16 protein-coding genes are annotated in these 17,649 nt (G+C 28.3%); all 16 read right to left on the bottom strand.

The window, feature by feature from the left end:
* Positions 1 to 24: 24 nt before the first annotated feature.
* Positions 25 to 357, bottom strand: coding sequence for a type II toxin-antitoxin system PemK/MazF family toxin (locus EDD60_RS00235; protein WP_066448567.1), 333 nt, complete (start codon positions 355 to 357; stop codon positions 25 to 27).
* 99 nt (positions 358 to 456) lie between these two features.
* Complete coding sequence (locus tag EDD60_RS00230; RefSeq protein WP_132226102.1) at positions 457 to 1,731, bottom strand: cadherin-like beta sandwich domain-containing protein; 1,275 nt, start codon at positions 1,729 to 1,731, stop codon at positions 457 to 459.
* 13 nt (positions 1,732 to 1,744) lie between these two features.
* Complete coding sequence (locus EDD60_RS00225) at positions 1,745 to 2,965, bottom strand: dockerin type I domain-containing protein (protein WP_132226101.1); 1,221 nt, start codon at positions 2,963 to 2,965, stop codon at positions 1,745 to 1,747.
* A 9-nt stretch (positions 2,966 to 2,974) separates the two neighbouring features.
* Positions 2,975 to 4,075: a CDP-glycerol glycerophosphotransferase family protein gene (locus EDD60_RS00220; protein WP_066448573.1), complete on the bottom strand. Its 1,101-nt coding sequence runs from the start codon at positions 4,073 to 4,075 to the stop codon at positions 2,975 to 2,977.
* A gap of 87 nt (positions 4,076 to 4,162) precedes the next feature.
* Positions 4,163 to 5,359: a CDP-glycerol glycerophosphotransferase family protein gene (locus EDD60_RS00215; RefSeq protein WP_066448576.1), complete on the bottom strand. Its 1,197-nt coding sequence runs from the start codon at positions 5,357 to 5,359 to the stop codon at positions 4,163 to 4,165.
* A gap of 98 nt (positions 5,360 to 5,457) precedes the next feature.
* Positions 5,458 to 7,530, bottom strand: coding sequence for an SGNH/GDSL hydrolase family protein (locus tag EDD60_RS00210; RefSeq protein WP_066448578.1), 2,073 nt, complete (start codon positions 7,528 to 7,530; stop codon positions 5,458 to 5,460).
* Positions 7,531 to 7,696: 166 nt separating this feature from the next.
* On the bottom strand, positions 7,697 to 8,842 hold the full coding sequence (locus EDD60_RS00205; RefSeq protein ID WP_066448581.1) for a LicD family protein: 1,146 nt from the start codon (positions 8,840 to 8,842) through the stop codon (positions 7,697 to 7,699).
* The gene (locus tag EDD60_RS00200) at positions 8,832 to 10,502 is read right to left on the bottom strand and encodes a LicD family protein (RefSeq protein ID WP_066448584.1); all 1,671 of its coding nucleotides are present in this window, start codon (positions 10,500 to 10,502) and stop codon (positions 8,832 to 8,834) included. The genes EDD60_RS00205 and EDD60_RS00200 overlap by 11 nt, the downstream gene beginning before the upstream one ends.
* A gap of 49 nt (positions 10,503 to 10,551) precedes the next feature.
* Positions 10,552 to 11,652 (bottom strand): pyridoxal-phosphate-dependent aminotransferase family protein, encoded by a 1,101-nt coding sequence (locus EDD60_RS00195; RefSeq protein WP_229105335.1) that lies wholly within the window; start codon positions 11,650 to 11,652, stop codon positions 10,552 to 10,554.
* 16 nt (positions 11,653 to 11,668) lie between these two features.
* Positions 11,669 to 12,457 carry a GNAT family N-acetyltransferase gene (locus EDD60_RS00190; RefSeq protein WP_066448585.1) on the bottom strand — a complete coding sequence of 263 codons (789 nt, stop codon included), beginning with the start codon at positions 12,455 to 12,457 and terminating at the stop codon, positions 11,669 to 11,671.
* Between the two features lie 228 nt (positions 12,458 to 12,685).
* The gene (locus tag EDD60_RS00185; RefSeq protein ID WP_066448587.1) at positions 12,686 to 13,990 is read right to left on the bottom strand and encodes a Gfo/Idh/MocA family oxidoreductase; all 1,305 of its coding nucleotides are present in this window, start codon (positions 13,988 to 13,990) and stop codon (positions 12,686 to 12,688) included.
* Positions 13,991 to 14,031: 41 nt separating this feature from the next.
* The gene (gene tagD, locus EDD60_RS00180; protein WP_066448589.1) at positions 14,032 to 14,415 is read right to left on the bottom strand and encodes a glycerol-3-phosphate cytidylyltransferase; all 384 of its coding nucleotides are present in this window, start codon (positions 14,413 to 14,415) and stop codon (positions 14,032 to 14,034) included.
* Positions 14,416 to 14,433: 18 nt separating this feature from the next.
* On the bottom strand, positions 14,434 to 15,246 hold the full coding sequence (locus EDD60_RS00175; RefSeq protein ID WP_066448591.1) for an ABC transporter ATP-binding protein: 813 nt from the start codon (positions 15,244 to 15,246) through the stop codon (positions 14,434 to 14,436).
* An 11-nt stretch (positions 15,247 to 15,257) separates the two neighbouring features.
* Complete coding sequence (locus tag EDD60_RS00170; RefSeq protein ID WP_066448594.1) at positions 15,258 to 16,082, bottom strand: ABC transporter permease; 825 nt, start codon at positions 16,080 to 16,082, stop codon at positions 15,258 to 15,260.
* A gap of 109 nt (positions 16,083 to 16,191) precedes the next feature.
* On the bottom strand, positions 16,192 to 16,824 hold the full coding sequence (gene pyrE, locus EDD60_RS00165; protein ID WP_066448600.1) for an orotate phosphoribosyltransferase: 633 nt from the start codon (positions 16,822 to 16,824) through the stop codon (positions 16,192 to 16,194).
* A gap of 5 nt (positions 16,825 to 16,829) precedes the next feature.
* Complete coding sequence (pyrF, locus tag EDD60_RS00160; protein ID WP_066448603.1) at positions 16,830 to 17,540, bottom strand: orotidine-5'-phosphate decarboxylase; 711 nt, start codon at positions 17,538 to 17,540, stop codon at positions 16,830 to 16,832.
* Between the last annotated feature and the right edge of the window lie 109 nt (positions 17,541 to 17,649).

The following is a 17,649-nucleotide window of genomic DNA, read 5'->3' as shown; positions in this document are numbered from 1 at the left end:
ATTTCAATTATTATAACATATCTACTATCTTATGTCTAAACTTGTTTTTATTGCTAAATTAACTTTCTCCATTAAATTTTGTGATAAACTTCCTAACTTTTCATCTATTCTTTTTTTATCAATTGTTCTAATTTGTTCTAATAAAATAACTGATTTCTTTTCTAAAAATTCTGTTTCAATAATAACATGTGTTGGTAAATCATTTTTTGTCATACGTGATGATATAGGTGCCACAATCACTGTTGTTGAATATTTATTCCCTTTGTTATTTTGTAAGATAAGAACTGGTCTATATCCCCCTTGTTCACTTCCTACAACTGGAGATAGATCTGCATAATAAATTTCTCCCCTATTCATAATTTCCCTCCTATGCTTTTAATAAAACATATGAAATAAAATTATAAATATGATAAAAGTCAGCATTTCTACTGACTTTTATAAATCATTATATTTCTGTTAAGAATTAGTTTTTTTCTTCAAATAAATTGATAATCCTAATAAAGCAACACTTGTTAAACCAAATACAATAGTTGTTACCATAAAAACATCTATTCCTTTTTCTTCTTTTGTTGCTTCTGTATAAATTTGTAATTGAGCTTCTGTAGATTCATAATCATAAATATGTTTTTCGCCTTTTTCATTCATTAAATAAACTTGTACATAATTTTTCATAGCTTTATCTTGATATGTCCATCCATCAAGTTCAATTTCTCTAACTTGTACTTTTTGGAATTGAAAACCTTCACGTTCTTTTAACTTATTATCAATTGGTACAATTACAAAATGACGATCATCAATATCTACAATTTGATATTCATAAGCAATTTTCCCATTTTCAACAACATAATAAGCCTTTTTATTTTGTTCATCTACTAAATAGCTAATTGTTAGATTTAAGTTTTTATTTGTCCAAGCATCAATCTTTTGACCATCTAATTGAGTCGTAGATTTTTCAAAACCAGCAGGAATATTTACTCCTTCTAAATTTCTAACCACACCTAATTTTTGTTTTCCATATTCTGTATAAACGAGTGGTTTTTCATCAACATTAACAATGATTGTATAATTTCTTGTACTTCCATTTTCAGCTGTACATTTTACTACAAAAGTATTTTTTCCAACTTTTAAATTTTTTTCTCCAGTTCCAGAAACTTTTGCTTTTGAATCTTTTGCCTTGGCATCAATTTTTATCTTTGTTTTATTACCTTCTAAATTTACTGTATATTTTGTTGTATTTGCACTAAACTTTGGAGATATAGTCCCTTCATTGACACTTAATGAAGATAAAGCATTTTCTTTTGAACGTGTATCTTCTTTTGGCTTTTCTGTTGTAGTTGTTTGTGTAGTTGGTTGTGGTTTTGATGCCTTATCTTTAACCGTAACAGTAACAGTTTTTGAAAAACTAATATCTTTTGTATTCCCTGAGTAAGCAGCATATGTTCCGCTTATTGTGACTGTACAGGTACCTACCTTTGATGGTTTTACTGTAAAACTTGCTGACCCACTATCTATATCTTTGGGTGCACCACTAATTGAACCATTATTAGTTGATGTTGAAATTGTTGTATAACAATCACTTGCAGTAATTCTAACTTTAAATGATGAACCTATGGTAATACTAGATGAACTTGCAGAAACACTTACTCCAGCAGCACCTACCATTTTTAATTGTAATGTTAGACATAAGCATATTGTCATAACAATCATTTCAAACTTCTTTAACATTTTCATTTATAATTTCCCCCTATTGAATATGATATGTTCCTAAAATATGACGACGAATTAATACATAATCAGATGGAGATATTTTACCATCACCATTAATATCTGCAGTTACACGTCCATTTCCTTTTAACGATAACGTTCCTAGAATTTGTCTTCTAGCCATAACATAATCTGATGGTGTAATTTTACCATCACCATTAATATCACCTTTTACAAATCCATGAACAATTTCATTCTTTATTTTAACATTAATATAATTTCCATCACATTCTATAACTATATTTCCTTGATTCTTAGTTGTATAAACATCACTCATTGATAAATCTTTTAAAACTCTATTAGTTGGCAAACTAACAGAAGTATTACGAATCCCACATTGTACAATACTAATAACTGGATTTACTTTAGCAAATAATTCATAATTTTCTGAGTGACCAGTATTCCCATACACACTATTGGTATGACCATGATGAGGAACTTTTAAGACATCAATATTAGAAATAGAACTTCCTTTTGTTTCAATTATTTTCTTTTGTGCCGCATATTGAACATCACCAGTAAAAAGAAATGAACGTTTATTATAATCTACTCTTAAAACAATTGAACCATTATTTATCGCTGTACCATTAGCCATTGTATAATCAATTGTTTGATCACTTAACACAGTTACTTTTGCACTTCCTAATTGAAATGTATCATTTTGTTGAGGAATTTGTAAGGCCGCTCTTACTTTTCCAGAACTTACATTATCTTCTGCTAACATTTTAAAATATCTATAATATCTTGTTGTATAGTCATGTCCATTATAATAGATATGATCATATGTATATTTATTAATAACATGTAACAAACCACCTATATGATCATAGTGTGGATGTGTTGAAACAATATAATTTATATGTTTAACACCTAATGAATCTAAATACTTTGTTACATCACTATTATCATTTTCTTTTAAAATCACTCGTAGCTGTGATATAAAATCTGCATCATTTTCATTCACTGTATTTTGTAAATCATTGTGTACAAGATGCTCTAATACACCTCTTGATGCTTCATCTTCTTTACGATCAGATTGACTAATATATCCGCCATCAATCAACATATTGACACCATCACATTCCAAATAAATAGCATCTCCGCTACCTACATCAATATAATGAACTTTCAATCCACTAACTGCATGGACATTCTGTACATTAAATAAAACAGTAGTAGAAATGCATATTAAAAAACTCAAAATTTAATACTAATTTTCTTCATGAATAATCCCCCTCATAAAACGAATAACACGTGTAGTACTTTCACCATCTTGATATGTAAAAAACAAATCTTTCATATCTTCCATTTGTTTTTGAGATACTTGATATTGACAAATAGATGATACAATTTCTTCTTCACTATAACATATAGGATACCCCAAATTTTCCAAATTAACAAAAACCCCTAAACTTTGACTATATTCTTCTAAATCTGGTGTAAAGAAAATCAATGGTTTCTTTAAAATCATATAATCAAACACAATTGATGAATAATCCGATATTAAATAATCAGTGATACTAAATAAAGCATGGGTATCTTCATGATTCATATTGATAATGCGTGGATGATCAGGTAATTGATAATTCCCCATTAATGGGTGATATTTATATAGAATAACATATTGTGAATCTAATTGTTCTAATATTTTAAGTGCATCAAATTCAATTGCTGAAAAGCCTTTATAGATATTACCTCTAAATGTTGGAGCATATAAAATAATCTTCTTATCTTTTAATTGTGGATATCTAAAATATAAATCTTTATGTTTTTCTTCTAACCAATTGTTATTAAAAAGTTCATCAGTTCTAGGCATACCAATTGGTAAAACATTTTCGCTTTTTACACTAAAAGCTTGACTATATGGTTCTTTCCAATAAGATGAAGTTGCTAGTACATAATCATAGTTTGCTATTGGATATTGTCTATCAATAACATTTCCAAACTTTTTAATAGCTCCACAAGCATGCCAAACTTGAAGAACAACAACACCTTCTCTTTTAAAATGTGAAACAACATAATTATTATCATGTAATATAATAATACGTGATGTATATATATAATATAATTGTTTCATACAATTTATAAAATATAAAAATTGTCCCCATAAATCTTTATGATATTTAATTAAACATAATCGAACATCAAATTCTTCTTGATTCAATTCATCATATATCTTTTTAAAATCTAATTCTAATTTTTCTGATTCTAAAGATATAAAGGTGATTCTTTCTTTTTTAATTTTAAAAAAAGAAAGAAAAAAAGATTCTATAGTTAAAATAAAATTTAAAATTGTCTTTTGAATTCCCATAACTAACTCCTTAATATAAATTCTATTCTATCACTTTTTGAAAAATTATGAAACCTAAAAAGTCCTATTTCACCAATAGGACTGATTTTATTTTCCTTGAAAAACAATATCAATAACTTTTTGAGCACAATTTCCAGTTTGTTCTGAATTAAATCGCTCATTAAAAATTTTCAAATATGAATAATCATAAATCTCATTTTTAACATCTTTTAACATAGTTTCTTCATCTTCATAAACTTTCCCAGGTAATTCAGTATGAATATCTAAGTAAAAACCTCTTAATTCATCTTTGTATTCCTCTAAATCATACATATAGAAATACACTGGTCTATTTAACACTGCATAATCAAAGAAAACACTTGAATAATCAGTAATTAAAATATCACTTAATACATACAATTCATTAATTTCAGCATCAGCACTTATAGAATATAAAAAGCCATCTAAAGAATGATCATTAGCATAATTATTAATAATCAAATAATGTGGTTTAAAAATAACAATGTAGTCATCACCTAATATCTCTTTCCATTGATGAAAATCTGCTTTTAATTCAAATGTATAACCCGCTGCAACATAAGAATTATCACGCCATGTAGGTGCATATAAAACAATTTTTTTATCCAATGGTAAATCAAATTTTTGTTTAAGTTTTTTTATATCTTCTTCATTTGCATTAGTAATAAAATCATTTCTCGGATAACCTGTTTCTATGAGACGTTGGCGATCAATTCCAAATGCTGTTTGGAAAACCTCTGTACAAAATTTATTAGGAGAAATCATATAATTATATCTAGCAACATCAATATCATATGTTGCACACATTTGTTTGTAAGTCATACCTGAACGGTAGAATGTTGCATCTTTAGGCGCAATAATATCATGTCCTAAACGTTTTAAAGGTGTCCCATGCCATGTTTGTAAATAAATTTGGCTTGGCTTCTTACAAATATAATCAGGCATCTTACAATTGATAACCCAATATTTTGCTTTTGATAAATAATAAAAATAAGGAATACTAAAATACTCTTTTATTTCAGCACCAGCTATTTTAATATTCTTTTTCTCATGGTTTTTAATAAACCAAATAAAACGATAATCTTTAAATCTTTCATCTTTTTTCATTTGTTCATAAATAGCTCTTGGATTATCTGAATATCCTCTACCATGAAATGAAATAAAAATCACTAATTTATCATCAACTCTAATAAGTCTATAAACTAATCTATAAAGGATTTTAATAATTTGACCTGCTAACTTTTTAAATTTTCTCAATATTTTCATTACTTCCACCTCAGTTTTCGATTATGCCACCTTTACCTAAAATATTCAAGTCTTTTATGAAAAAGATTGGTCACTAAAGTGATCAATCTTCTCATTCATTAAATAATTTTATTTTTAATTAGATAATCTGAAAGTTTATTACCAATTTGTCCATAAGCATATCTTGTCATATGTAAGTTATCAGAAGCTACATATGGACAATTTTTTTGATTAATTAAATCATCAGTAGCAAATTGATAAACATCTAAACCTTCTTGTTTGTATTTTTTCACTAATGCATTAATATCATTTTGATAATCAGTTAAAGTTAAACCAATTTTATTCTTCGTTACAAAACGATTTGTTTTTTGTGCATAATTATTTGTTCTATCACTATAGAATAAATCAACGAAAACAATTTTAATGGCCTTTTTACCTTCTTTATTTCTTTCAACATTTGCTTTTTTTACATAACTCATCACTTTATTAATAGCACCATTAAATTCACGAATATTTGTACTATGGATACTTCCAAATGGATTATTATCTAAATAATCATTTGTTCCTGCAGCCATAATTACAACATCAAAATCTTTAAATTTCTTACCTTTAATTTGATTGTCCACAAAATCAGTTTTATAAACATACATATCTTCTGGTTTTGTTAAATCATTTTTTTCAACATTCTTTCCTTTATCTAAACAATCAGCAATTTGTACCATACGAGAACGATTATTTTTTTCTTTATATGTGTATGTTGATCCTGGAATAGATGGGTTATAGAATTTGACATTTGTAAGTTGATGTACTCTCCATGGATATGAGAATACTGTTCTTGTTGCTTTTCCTTTATAAGGTGAACCAAATGTAATACTATCTCCAAAGAATAAGACATTCTTATTTTCGTATTTTCGATCATTAATACGATAATTCTTATCATAATCACTATATAAATTATTTCCATCTCTATTAAAAGATGCTTTCACTGTAAAATATTGATGTTCTTTCTTTGGTTTCACGGTAATTGATTGCACAACACTATTTTTAGCATCTACAGTTTTTAATTTTTCCCAATGACGTTTACCTTGAGCATCATCATAACCACTATAAACATAGTATTGATTTGCATTTTTTACAGTTCCCCATTCAACTTTTGTTGAATTGTCTTTTGTATTTTCAACATTAACAATACTTGGTGCACAAATATTAAATACACCATCTTTTGAATAATTACTGAAACTTTCTTTATCATTTGTATTTTTATAAGCTCTTACTGTATAAACCAAATCATTAATTGATGGATCAACAAAGTATCCAGCACCTAAAATTTTCTTTTCATTTTCAGTTTTTAAACTCTTATTATAAACATCAACATATTGAGTTTTATTTCCACTCACTTTAGCAATTTGTTTATAGCTTCCAGTTAATCCTTGTTTTCTATAAATAATATAATTATTAGCTCCATTAACTTTTGACCATGAAATTGTTGCTTTTAAATTTGTAAAATCACCTTTAACTTCTGGCTTTCCAGACAATGTTGTAATACCTTTTTCATCAAATTTACCATATTGATAAACATTATTACTATCCTTTTGTTTTCTTCTTATTGTATACGTATAATCTTTTGTATTCTCAATTTTTGAATCAATATAACTTGATTTATTAGAATTTGCAGTTACATTTGCAATAACTTGATACTTTCCATCAGCTTCTTTTCTAAAAACCGAATAATCATATCCATCATGCGAACTCCAATTCAATTCAACAGCCTCTTTATTGTCTTTAGTAGAATAACGTTTTACAGATAATAATTCAGGTGCATCTATCTTTTTAAGAGAAATTTTTCTTTCATCACTTTTTGATGTCTTGTGTGCCAATACTTCTTCTATTTGATATGTGTATGTATTATCTACTAAAACATCTTTATCTATATACTCAGTATTTTTACCATCTAAAGTCACAATTTTCTTAAAATCACCATCATCTTCTTTGCGATAAATATTGTATTCTTTCGCATTCTTTGAATTTTTCCATTGAATTTTCACATATTGATCAGTAGATTCAATCAAAGAAATCTCCGGACTTCCTTTTGTAGAACCACTTGGTGAATAAAAAATTGCAAAATATGCCACTAAAACAATAGCAACAGCTAATATACCTGTTAATAAAATTCTTTTCTTCCTCATCTTCATATACTACCTCCTAATACTCACTTTTTCGAACCTTAATTATTATATAATAATCTTGTGTAACTTCTGTGTATCAAAATGCATTTTAAAACATATTTATTTCTTTCCTTAAAAAAAGATGGCTACAAAAATAACCACCTTTGTAAATCACTATCTCAAATATGCATACTTATGAATTTATTTCATTATTAAACTTCTTATCAGCTTTAGCTATTAATCTTTCAACCTTAGCATTTTCAATAAACGAAATATTAAGTTTTCTCCATTTACTTTTTGCTGATCTATATTCTAATAATTCTTCTTCACAAGAAATTGCATTATCTTCATTAATTAAATTTTCAATTTCTAATAATTTCTCATCATTATAAAGATCTTTAAAACGAATAACATCTCTTGTCATCAAATATGTTTGCCATGCATTATTAACAACTTTTACTGCTTTATTAGCACGTGTTACAATAAATAAATACTGATCACGTGATTTTTGTGTTGTATATAAATCTTTCATAATATCACTATTTAGGATATCTTTAAAAGGCATACATAAATCTTCAATATCATTTATTTTTACTGTAGCATGTGTTGGATGAGGATCAACAATTCTATGTAATAAAGCATCAGCAACATATAAGTGATGTCCATCAATTGTTAAATCTTTTAAATTCCAATCATCTTCACCTGAAAAAATACCTTTACCAATACTTAATTTTTCATTTTGTGGTATATCTTCCCATCTATTTATAAATTTTAACTTTTTATTGTAATTATAAAGCCATCGACGCACATTATTTTTACCTAATAATTTAACAATACACTTTAAAATAACCGCAGGAATATAGCGTTTATAATTACAAGAAGCTAATCTTTTCTGGCTACCTTTCCAACCTTGTTTTAAAGTTGATACAAATTTAGCTCTCCAGCGACTATCTGGCACTTTCCAAACTGTTTGGATTCTAATAAACATACCATAGTTCACATGATTTCCAATTTCTTTCACATTAATAAGAGTTGTATCATTATTACAATATCTAATTTGAAAACCTCTCGCATACGGATTATTTAAGAAATATTCAATTTCCCTATGTTTGTTTTCTGAGGTATTGACAATTTCAATTAATCTTTCAATATCACCTTGAGTCATTGCGATTGTTATATAGTCATATTCATCTGGAAATTTTCCTTCTTCTGCCACTGTATTTGCAAATGTACCCGTAAGAGTATATTTCAAATTATTCTTTCTACATATATCATCTAACTCAAAAAGTAAATCAGTGACGACTTCTTTTCTACTGTTATATCCTGTATTAATCATCATTCTTCGTATCCTCTACATCTTCATTTTCATCATCATCTTCTTGATTATCAATGACATCATAAGCATCAATTCCAAATAAATCATTGACTTCTTTCCAAACAAATCCATTTCTTGTTCTTTGAATAGCATCTATATATTTTTCTTTTGACTCATCTTTTTTGTCTAACATATAAAGCGCATAAGCTTCATATCTCATGATTTCACCATCATCCACAAATAAAGCCACTCTATCTTTAGCTTCTTTAAGAAGCTTTTCATAGTCAGCATTTGTATTTGCTTTTTGACACATTACCCATAGTTCACCACGAGCATAATCAGGAATCATGTGTGAATATTGAGTATTTTCTTGTAAAATATTTTCAACTAATTGAATATCTTTTTTATCATAAATTGCAATTGAAAGTTGTTTACAAAATTGCATAATACGATCTGCTTCTTGTAATTCATCTGTTAAAGGTTTATTTATATTTTTTCTTGCACTCATAATACTGTTCACTTTATAATAAGCACCTTGTAATACGTGATTCATGACTGCAATATAAATATATTCATCAGATACTGGAACTAAAATGTTATCAACCTTAATATCTGGATTAAATTGAACTGAATAGAAATAGCTTAAATGTTTTTGTAGTTGAGCAAAAGCTTTATTTTTTAATAACTCTCTTAAAACATTAATATCATAATCACTTTCCACAATATGTTTGGCAGCAATCTTAGCTCGCGAACAAGCAAAATTATATTTAAACTCATTTTTCTTATAGAGTGCTTTTGCACGAATTCTTTTATTCTTTTTATAATTTCTCATTAATTTTGTTTCATTCAACAAAGGCTTATACAAATCAACATATTGTTGAAATGGTGTCATTAAATCTTTATCTAAGTTATGGACTACTTTACCAGATCCCTCTGGCACATACATCCAACTATCACCATATGCAATTCGTGCAACTTCTTCTTGCTTGGCTGGAACTGGAAACATAGCATCCTCAAATTTTTCCATACGAGGTTCACCCAATAAATCAATGCCATACATTAGTGTTCTTGTTCCCCATCGCATACAATAGCAATCACTATTCTCAGTTGTAGTTGATGTAATTTTTTCTAATAATTCATTAAGGACTTTTTTCTTACCAAAAATTAAACTCTTTTTATAATATTTGTTGTATAAATCAAAATCAAACTCTGTATTCTCATGCAAGATATTTCTATTAACAACAAAATAAGGAGAAAGAAGTTCAGTATAAACTTTCACTAATTTTCTATGATTCCATTTAGCATCTTCCCCTAAAGGCATAGGATCCATAACAAAAAACTCTATTAATTGTCCACAAGCTTTCCCACACAATAATTGAGATTTCATCATGACAGTTGTTTCTTTATCAACATATCTTCCTACTGGATTACAATAAATATCATCATTTTCAACACAAACAAAAACTCTATTCTCTGGTGTTTGTGTCTCCATAACCTTCACTAATTTATTCCAGTTTTCTCTTGTGATATATAAATCTATATCATCATCCCAAGGTAAAAATCCTCCACCTCTTATAGCACCTAATGCTGTTCCACCAGCTAAATAATATGTAACATCATTTCTTTTACATATTTCATCAAGTTCAGCCAAAAGTTTATATAAATTTGCTTGCAACTGATCCACTTTTTTTCCTCCTCTTGAAGCTTAATATCTTCCTAAAATATCCTTACTTTTAAATAATTCCTCTACTTTGTAAATCCTTTAAAGCTGCAATTAAGATATCATTATCTTTACAACTTAAGGCACCAATGTGTCCAACACGCATAATTTTATCAGCAAGTTCTCCACCATTTGGACATACCCAAATACCATATTCATCTTTTAATGTCAAAAAGATTTCATATGCTGAACATGTTGTTGGATGTAAAGGTGTTACAGCATTTGACATAGATTCAGAAGTAATTTCAAAAGGTAAATCTTTAATTTTATTTCTAAAATCTTCTGCCAACTCTTTTACCCGAGCAATTTCTACATCTACTCCACCATTAGCCTCAATTTCTTTTAAACGAGCATGAATTTGACGTAATATTCCTACTGCTGGAGTGAAAGGTGTTTGTCCTCTTTCACCGTTTTTTAGTGCAGATTTTAGATTTAAATACATACATTTTGATGGATAATCTTCTAATCTATCAACAGCTTTTTTTGAAAGAACAATCACAGATACCCCTGGAGGACATGCTAATGCCTTTTGAGACCCTGTAATCATCACATCAATTTTTGATCCACTAATATCAATTTTATCTGCTAAAAATGAACTAATTGCATCTACAACTAAGAAAATGTTATTTTTTTGACAGAACTCACTGATTATATCAATATCATAATGAACACCTGTTGATGTTTCATGAATATTAACTAAAAATCCTGTAAATCCTTGATTATCATATTGAGCTAATTGTTCTGATGTCAAAGCTTGACCAACTTCTAATTTGATTTGTGTATAATTTAATTGATAAAGTTCACATAAATCTACAAATCTTTGGCCAAAACTACCACCATTAATAACAAGTATCTTATCTCTTTCATCAAAGAAATTAACAATTGAAGCTTCCATAGATGCAGTTCCAGACCCAGTCATAAAAACAACTCTTGCATCTTCTTTAGCATTTGTAAATTTTTTCATTAATGCTTCATTTTCTAACATAATTTCAGAAAACTCATTTGTTCTAAAGTATGGAACTTGCTCTGCTCCAATATTTAATACAGTTTGACTTGACTGTACAGGACCAACAGTAAAATTAATCATTGGTTCTCCTTCTCTCATTCTTCTCATCATCTTCACCTTCCATTTATTTAATTAATTTAGCCCAATCGCCAATTTTTTCAAAACCTACACCTTGATGCATTTTTGTTGCAGAAGGAATATAGTAGAAAGAAAAAACATCTTTTCCTTCATGTAATAATTCCTCACAAATTGCTGCTAATGTCTCTTTTGAGTATCCTTTTCCACGATACTTTGGAGATGTAATAACACCGCCAATAACAGCTAATTCTGGAAGCTCTGCATAAGTTCCTGCATGACAAACAATTTCATTTGTTTCTTCATCACGCAATATAAAGTTTCGACCAAAGTTTTCTTCTTTTCTTTCTTTATATTGTTGATATAAAGAATCAAAACCATATGGTTTACCAATTCCTTCATCCTCTGCTAAAATTTCAACAATTTCTTTTAATTCTTCAACACTTGCAGAATAAGCCTTAGGATTTGGTGACACTTGTAATTGTTTTAATTGTCCAACTGTTCCAAGTTCTTCTTCATATCCTGGCATATATTCTCTAACTTTATCAATTGTTTCTTTCATTCCTAATGTTACAGGAGGATTTTTACGTAAAACAAACTCAGCAATTTCCTTTGCATCAAGATTAACATCTTTGCTATAAATCTGAATTCCTTTATAGTATTCAGTAACAACAGCGATTATTTCAGATTTATCATTATATTGAATCCATGCATTAAAGTTTTCATTATCCAAACCATATTTGCATAAATCAATAAAGATATACAAACATTTTCCATAATCCTTTCCAATATAATCTAAAATCTTACTTTTCTCATTTTCTTTGCATTCAATTAACATTTTGCTCACTCTTTTCTTACACAATTTTCACTTGATTATATACCTATCATTGATATTTGTCAATTTCTCATAAAAGCATTATTTTTATAGCCAAATATCACCAATATTATACTATATTCTACTAATATTACTCAAGATATAAGCGATGATATCCTTAAAAAATAACGGCTCTAAGAAAATAAACTAGGAAGATAATCACCATTGACTTCCTAGTTTATCTATAATTGTTTAATCATCTAAACCTTTAATATTCATTTTCTCTAATAATTGAATTAAAATTTCAGATTCATCTTTAAAGAAACGTGTACTTTCAATACGATTATCACTTAACATAATCAATAATTCTTGTAACACATATCTAAACCCATTTCCATCAAAATTATAACTATATCTTTTATCAAATTTCTTAGATATTTTCTTAAACTCAAAATATCCCGTATTCCACCAATCATCTTCAACAACAATTGTTCCTTTTTCTCCAACAATAACCAATTCATTTTTCAATTCAATATTATTCGTAATTTCAATTGTTCCAATTGAATCTTGATTTTTAAATAATACATGAAGATAATGAGCATCATTTTGATAATGTGTTACATGTACACATTCAGAATCTTGACCCAATAACTTAATAATCATGACAACTCCTAATACCAAGGCTTCATAAAAAGATTTTTGTGGTTCAAAGTTTTCTAATGAAATAGCACATTTTACATTTAAAATCTTTCCTAAAGTATCACCATTAGCCATCCATAGGATTTGCATAAAAGCTCTTAAATATACAGTTACAATATTTTCCATTAAGATGACTTTATTTTTTTCAGCAATCTCAAACAACTCTTTATGTTCATCTACAGAAAGTGCAATAGGTGAAGCAGAGATGACATGTTTCCCTTTTTCAAGACTTTTCTTAATATATGAATATCGATCTTCTACATCTAAATTGATTAATACAATGTCTACACTATCTAAAAATTCATCACATTGTGTAAAATGTTTATTAATTTGATATTTTTCACAGAATTCTTCAGAAATTGATGCATCATTAGCAAAAACACTTTCAACATGCAATCCACTGACATATTTAATTTCATCAAGCAAGTCTCTATCATCAAGAGTATCAGTAATCACACCAAAATTATAAATATTACTTTTTTCTTCCCTAATTTGAGTGCTTGAAATATTTTTCGTTCGCTCTAAATAAACAACTTCACAATATTGTCTAAGATGATCAAATTTTCCTTTCCAATCTGCTCCAATAACAATAACATCAATATCATATTTAATAATATCTCTAATCTTTTGACCTAAATATTCTTCAATAATAACTTCATCAGCAAAACCAGTGTTCATAACATTTTGAATTCGCGTTGTCAAACTATCTTTAACTGATAATTTTCCTCTTTCAATATCATAACTTTCACTTGTTACACCAACAATTAAGTAATCACCATACTCTTTTGCTCTTTTTAAAATATTATAATGTCCTAAATGAAACAAATCAAATGTTCCATAAGTAATAACTTTCTTCATTTTAGTCACCTCTATTTAGCTCTGTATTGACAAACAGATATTTATTTTAACTGAGTCTTAATCATAGTTGAAGAAATATTTGGAGTTCTTGGTAAATAAACAACTTCACAATAATCTTTTAAGAAGTCAAATTTACCTTCCCAATCATCTCCCATAACGAATATATCAATGTTATGTTTCTTAACATCATCAATCTTTTGATCCCAAGAATCTTCTACAATCACTTCATCTACATATTTAATAGCTCTTACAATTTCCATTCTTTCGTAATCTGGTATAATGCATTTTTTCCCCTTTATGGCATTAAAAGCATCACTAGACACTGCTACAACCAGATAATCGCCAAGTTCCTTAGCTCTCTTTAAAATATTCAAATGTCCCACATGAAATAAATCAAATGTTCCATAGGTAATCACTTTTTTCATTGAGTTCTTCCTCTCTCATCAACCAAATATTCTATCAAAAAAACCTTTTTTCTTTACATTAGGAATAATTCTCTTGTTGAATTTTTCATCTCTTTCCTTTTTCTTAGCCTTGTTATCTAATGCATTATAGTAATCAACATACTCTGCATAATGATCGCATACTTCTTCAATATTTCCATATTCTTTTAACATGCCACCTTCAATCCACATTGCTGTATCACAAAAACCTCTAACTTGTGGTAATGAGTGAGAAATAAAAACAATTGTTTTTCCTGTTGCTTTTAACTCTTTCATCTTATTGATACATTTTTGTGCAAAACCTTTATCTCCAACTGATAAAGCTTCATCAACAATTAAAATATCTGGATCTAAGCAAAGATTTATAGAGAAACCTAATCTTGATTTCATCCCACTTGAATATTTTTTAACTGGTTGATATAAGAAATCCCCAATTTCAGCAAATTCAATAACACCTTCTGTAATTTCTTTAATTCTTTTCTTAGATAAACCTAATAATGCACCTTTTAACTCAATATTTTCTAATCCTGTTAATTGTGGATTCAACCCAGTATTAATTGCTATTAATGCTTGTTCACCATTAACAATCATTTCACCCTCATCAACTTCACTAATTCCAGCTAAAATAATTGACATTGTTGACTTCCCAGAACCATTTGTCCCTAATATACCAACAACCTCACCTTTAGGAATTTTAAAATTAATATCTTTTAAAGCATAAAATCTCTTATTAATAGCATGTTCCTTATTTTTAGACTTAAGAGAATAAATCTTAGAGACATGTCTAAATTCAATCGCATATTCTTTTTCCATTTTTCCACCTCTTAAATCAAGTCAATAAACTTATGTTTAAATTTGTACATCATGCAACTACCAAATACAAATAATATAATTGTAATGATCCAAAATGCAATCATAGAATTATGATAGAACAAAATCCCTTTATGATAAAAGAAACAATCTCTATATCCTTGAACAACATAATAAATAGGATTTGCCTTCATAATATAACCAACAACTGCAGGCATATGTTTTAATTGTTTAATATCCCATAAAATCGGTGTTAAATACAAAAGTAATCTCATACAAGCTAAAACTAATTTTCTTGTATCTCTAGCAAGCATATTTAAAACTGATGTTGTCATTGAAAGAGAAATAGCAAAAATAATCGCACAAAGCATATAATAGAATATTCCAAACCAATGAATATTTGGATAAATTCCACCAATTAAAAAGATACAAAATAAAATAACCAACAAACAAAAATGATTAAATAATTCCTTTAATACAACTGTTGCAGGTAAAATACTGACTGGAAATTTCATCTTTGTAATGACATTAACTTTAGAAAAAACAGCATTACATCCATTTGTAATACATGGAGATATGAAGAACCAAACAACCATACCACCCATCATCCAAAAGATATATGGAATTGTCACACCATAAGAAGTTACCGCTTTTCGATTGAAAACAATACCAAAAGCAAACCAATATGTGAGAACTTGAATTAAAGGATGAGCAAAGTTCCAAAACAACCCTAATTTAGAATCACGCATATCTGCTAATAATTCATATTTTGCAATAGAATAAATCCTAAACAAGTTGGTAACATTCTCATGTAATACATATTTTATACTCTTGAACATATTTATCCTCCTTAAAGATAGATGCATAACTTCTACTGTTATACACGAAAAAAGGGAAGATTGCAACTAAATTTGTCATTTTCCCTTCCCTTTCATATCTTATGCAATCTTATTTATTCATCCAAGATTCATCACTAGGATCTTTTTTCCAAGCTTTTAATTTTTCTAAATCAACTTCTTGAATGTATTTGTTTTCAACTGCAACTTCAATTAATGTTTCATAGTTTGTTAATGTAAAGAAAGTGCAATCTTTTTTAGCAAAGTTTTCAGTAGCTTTTGGTAAACCATATGTAAAGATAGCCACCATTCCAATCACTTCACATCCTGCTTCTCTTAAAGCATCTACACACTCTAAAGAAGAACCTCCTGTAGAAATTAAATCTTCTACAACAACAACTTTCATTCCTGGTTTTACTAATCCTTCAATACGATTATTACGTCCATGAGATTTTGCTCCACCACGTACATAACCCATTGGTAATTCTAAAATATCAGCAGCTAAAGCAGCATGAGCAATCCCCGCAGTTGCTGTACCCATTAAACATTCGCATTCAGGATAATGTTCTTTAATTAATGATGCCAACCCTTCTTCAACATCTTTTCTCACATGAGGATAAGATAATGTTAATCGGTTATCACAATAAATTGGTGATTTAATTCCTGAAGCCCAAGTAAAAGGTTCATTCGGTCTTAAAAAGACAGCTTGAATATCTAATAAATCTTTTGCAATTTTTCTTTCCATGTTTTTTACTCTCCTTGAAATTGTCTATATACTTCTTGATATGTTTCAACTGGATTTTCAGCTCTTGTAATTGTTCTTCCAACAACAATATAGCTTGAAGTTAATTCTCTTGCCATTGCTGGAGTTGTCACACGTTTTTGATCATTGACACTATCACTTGCAAGTCTGATACCAGGTGTTACAGTTAAAAATTCTTCACCTAATTGTTCATGAATAATTTGTGATTCAAGTGGCGAACATACAACCCCATCTAGTCCTGCTTCTTTAGCATTTTGTGCCCATTTTAAAACCACATCTGCTAATGGTTCATGAATTAATAACTCATTATCTAAAACTTCTTGATCTAAAGATGTTAAACAAGTTACCGCAATACATAGTGGACGTTTTCCATTGATTGCCCCTTCTTCTAATCCCTGAATTGCTGCCTTCATCATAGCAACACTTCCAGAAGCATGAACATTAACCATATCTACATCTAACTTTGCTAATTGTTTCATGGCACTTTTTACTGTGTTAGGAATATCATGTAATTTTAAATCCAAGAAAATCTTATGTCCTCTTTCTTTGATTAACTTAATCATTTCAATTCCTTCACCATAGAAAAGCTCCATTCCAACTTTTACATAAAGTTTTTCATTTCCAAACTGATCTAAAAATTCTTTAACTTCTTCCTTTGTTTGAAAATCTAAAGCAATACAAATTCGACTTTCGTTCATATTTCTCCTCCAAGATATATTTTTAAATATTATAACACATATTTATCGTAAGAGTATACCAAAATTACATATTCATCTTATTTTTGACTTTTTCAAAAAAACCGTCTTA

The organism is Longibaculum muris (genome assembly GCF_004343035.1).
In the GTDB taxonomy this organism is placed as follows: domain Bacteria; phylum Bacillota_I; class Bacilli_A; order Erysipelotrichales; family Coprobacillaceae; genus Longibaculum; species Longibaculum muris.
The sequence above is the reverse complement of the archived record's forward strand: the minus strand, read 5'-3'. Positions and strand labels throughout refer to the sequence as shown.

Coding starts and splice junctions, on each gene's coding strand:
- EDD60_RS00205 (WP_066448581.1), bottom strand. CDS start 8,842: ATGATGATTAATACAGGATATAACAGTAGAAAAGAAGTCGTCACTGAT.
- EDD60_RS00215 (WP_066448576.1), bottom strand. CDS start 5,359: ATGAAAATATTGAGAAAATTTAAAAAGTTAGCAGGTCAAATTATTAAA.
- EDD60_RS00170 (WP_066448594.1), bottom strand. CDS start 16,082: ATGTTCAAGAGTATAAAATATGTATTACATGAGAATGTTACCAACTTG.
- tagD (WP_066448589.1), bottom strand. CDS start 14,415: ATGAAAAAAGTGATTACCTATGGAACATTTGATTTATTTCATGTGGGA.
- EDD60_RS00230 (WP_132226102.1), bottom strand. CDS start 1,731: ATGAAAATGTTAAAGAAGTTTGAAATGATTGTTATGACAATATGCTTA.
- pyrE (WP_066448600.1), bottom strand. CDS start 16,824: ATGGAAAGAAAAATTGCAAAAGATTTATTAGATATTCAAGCTGTCTTT.
- EDD60_RS00235 (WP_066448567.1), bottom strand. CDS start 357: ATGAATAGGGGAGAAATTTATTATGCAGATCTATCTCCAGTTGTAGGA.
- EDD60_RS00195 (WP_229105335.1), bottom strand. CDS start 11,652: ATGAGAAGAATGAGAGAAGGAGAACCAATGATTAATTTTACTGTTGGT.
- EDD60_RS00185 (WP_066448587.1), bottom strand. CDS start 13,990: ATGAAGAAAGTTATTACTTATGGAACATTTGATTTGTTTCATTTAGGA.
- pyrF (WP_066448603.1), bottom strand. CDS start 17,540: ATGAACGAAAGTCGAATTTGTATTGCTTTAGATTTTCAAACAAAGGAA.
- EDD60_RS00220 (WP_066448573.1), bottom strand. CDS start 4,075: ATGGGAATTCAAAAGACAATTTTAAATTTTATTTTAACTATAGAATCT.
- EDD60_RS00175 (WP_066448591.1), bottom strand. CDS start 15,246: ATGGAAAAAGAATATGCGATTGAATTTAGACATGTCTCTAAGATTTAT.
- EDD60_RS00210 (WP_066448578.1), bottom strand. CDS start 7,530: ATGAAGATGAGGAAGAAAAGAATTTTATTAACAGGTATATTAGCTGTT.
- EDD60_RS00190 (WP_066448585.1), bottom strand. CDS start 12,457: ATGTTAATTGAATGCAAAGAAAATGAGAAAAGTAAGATTTTAGATTAT.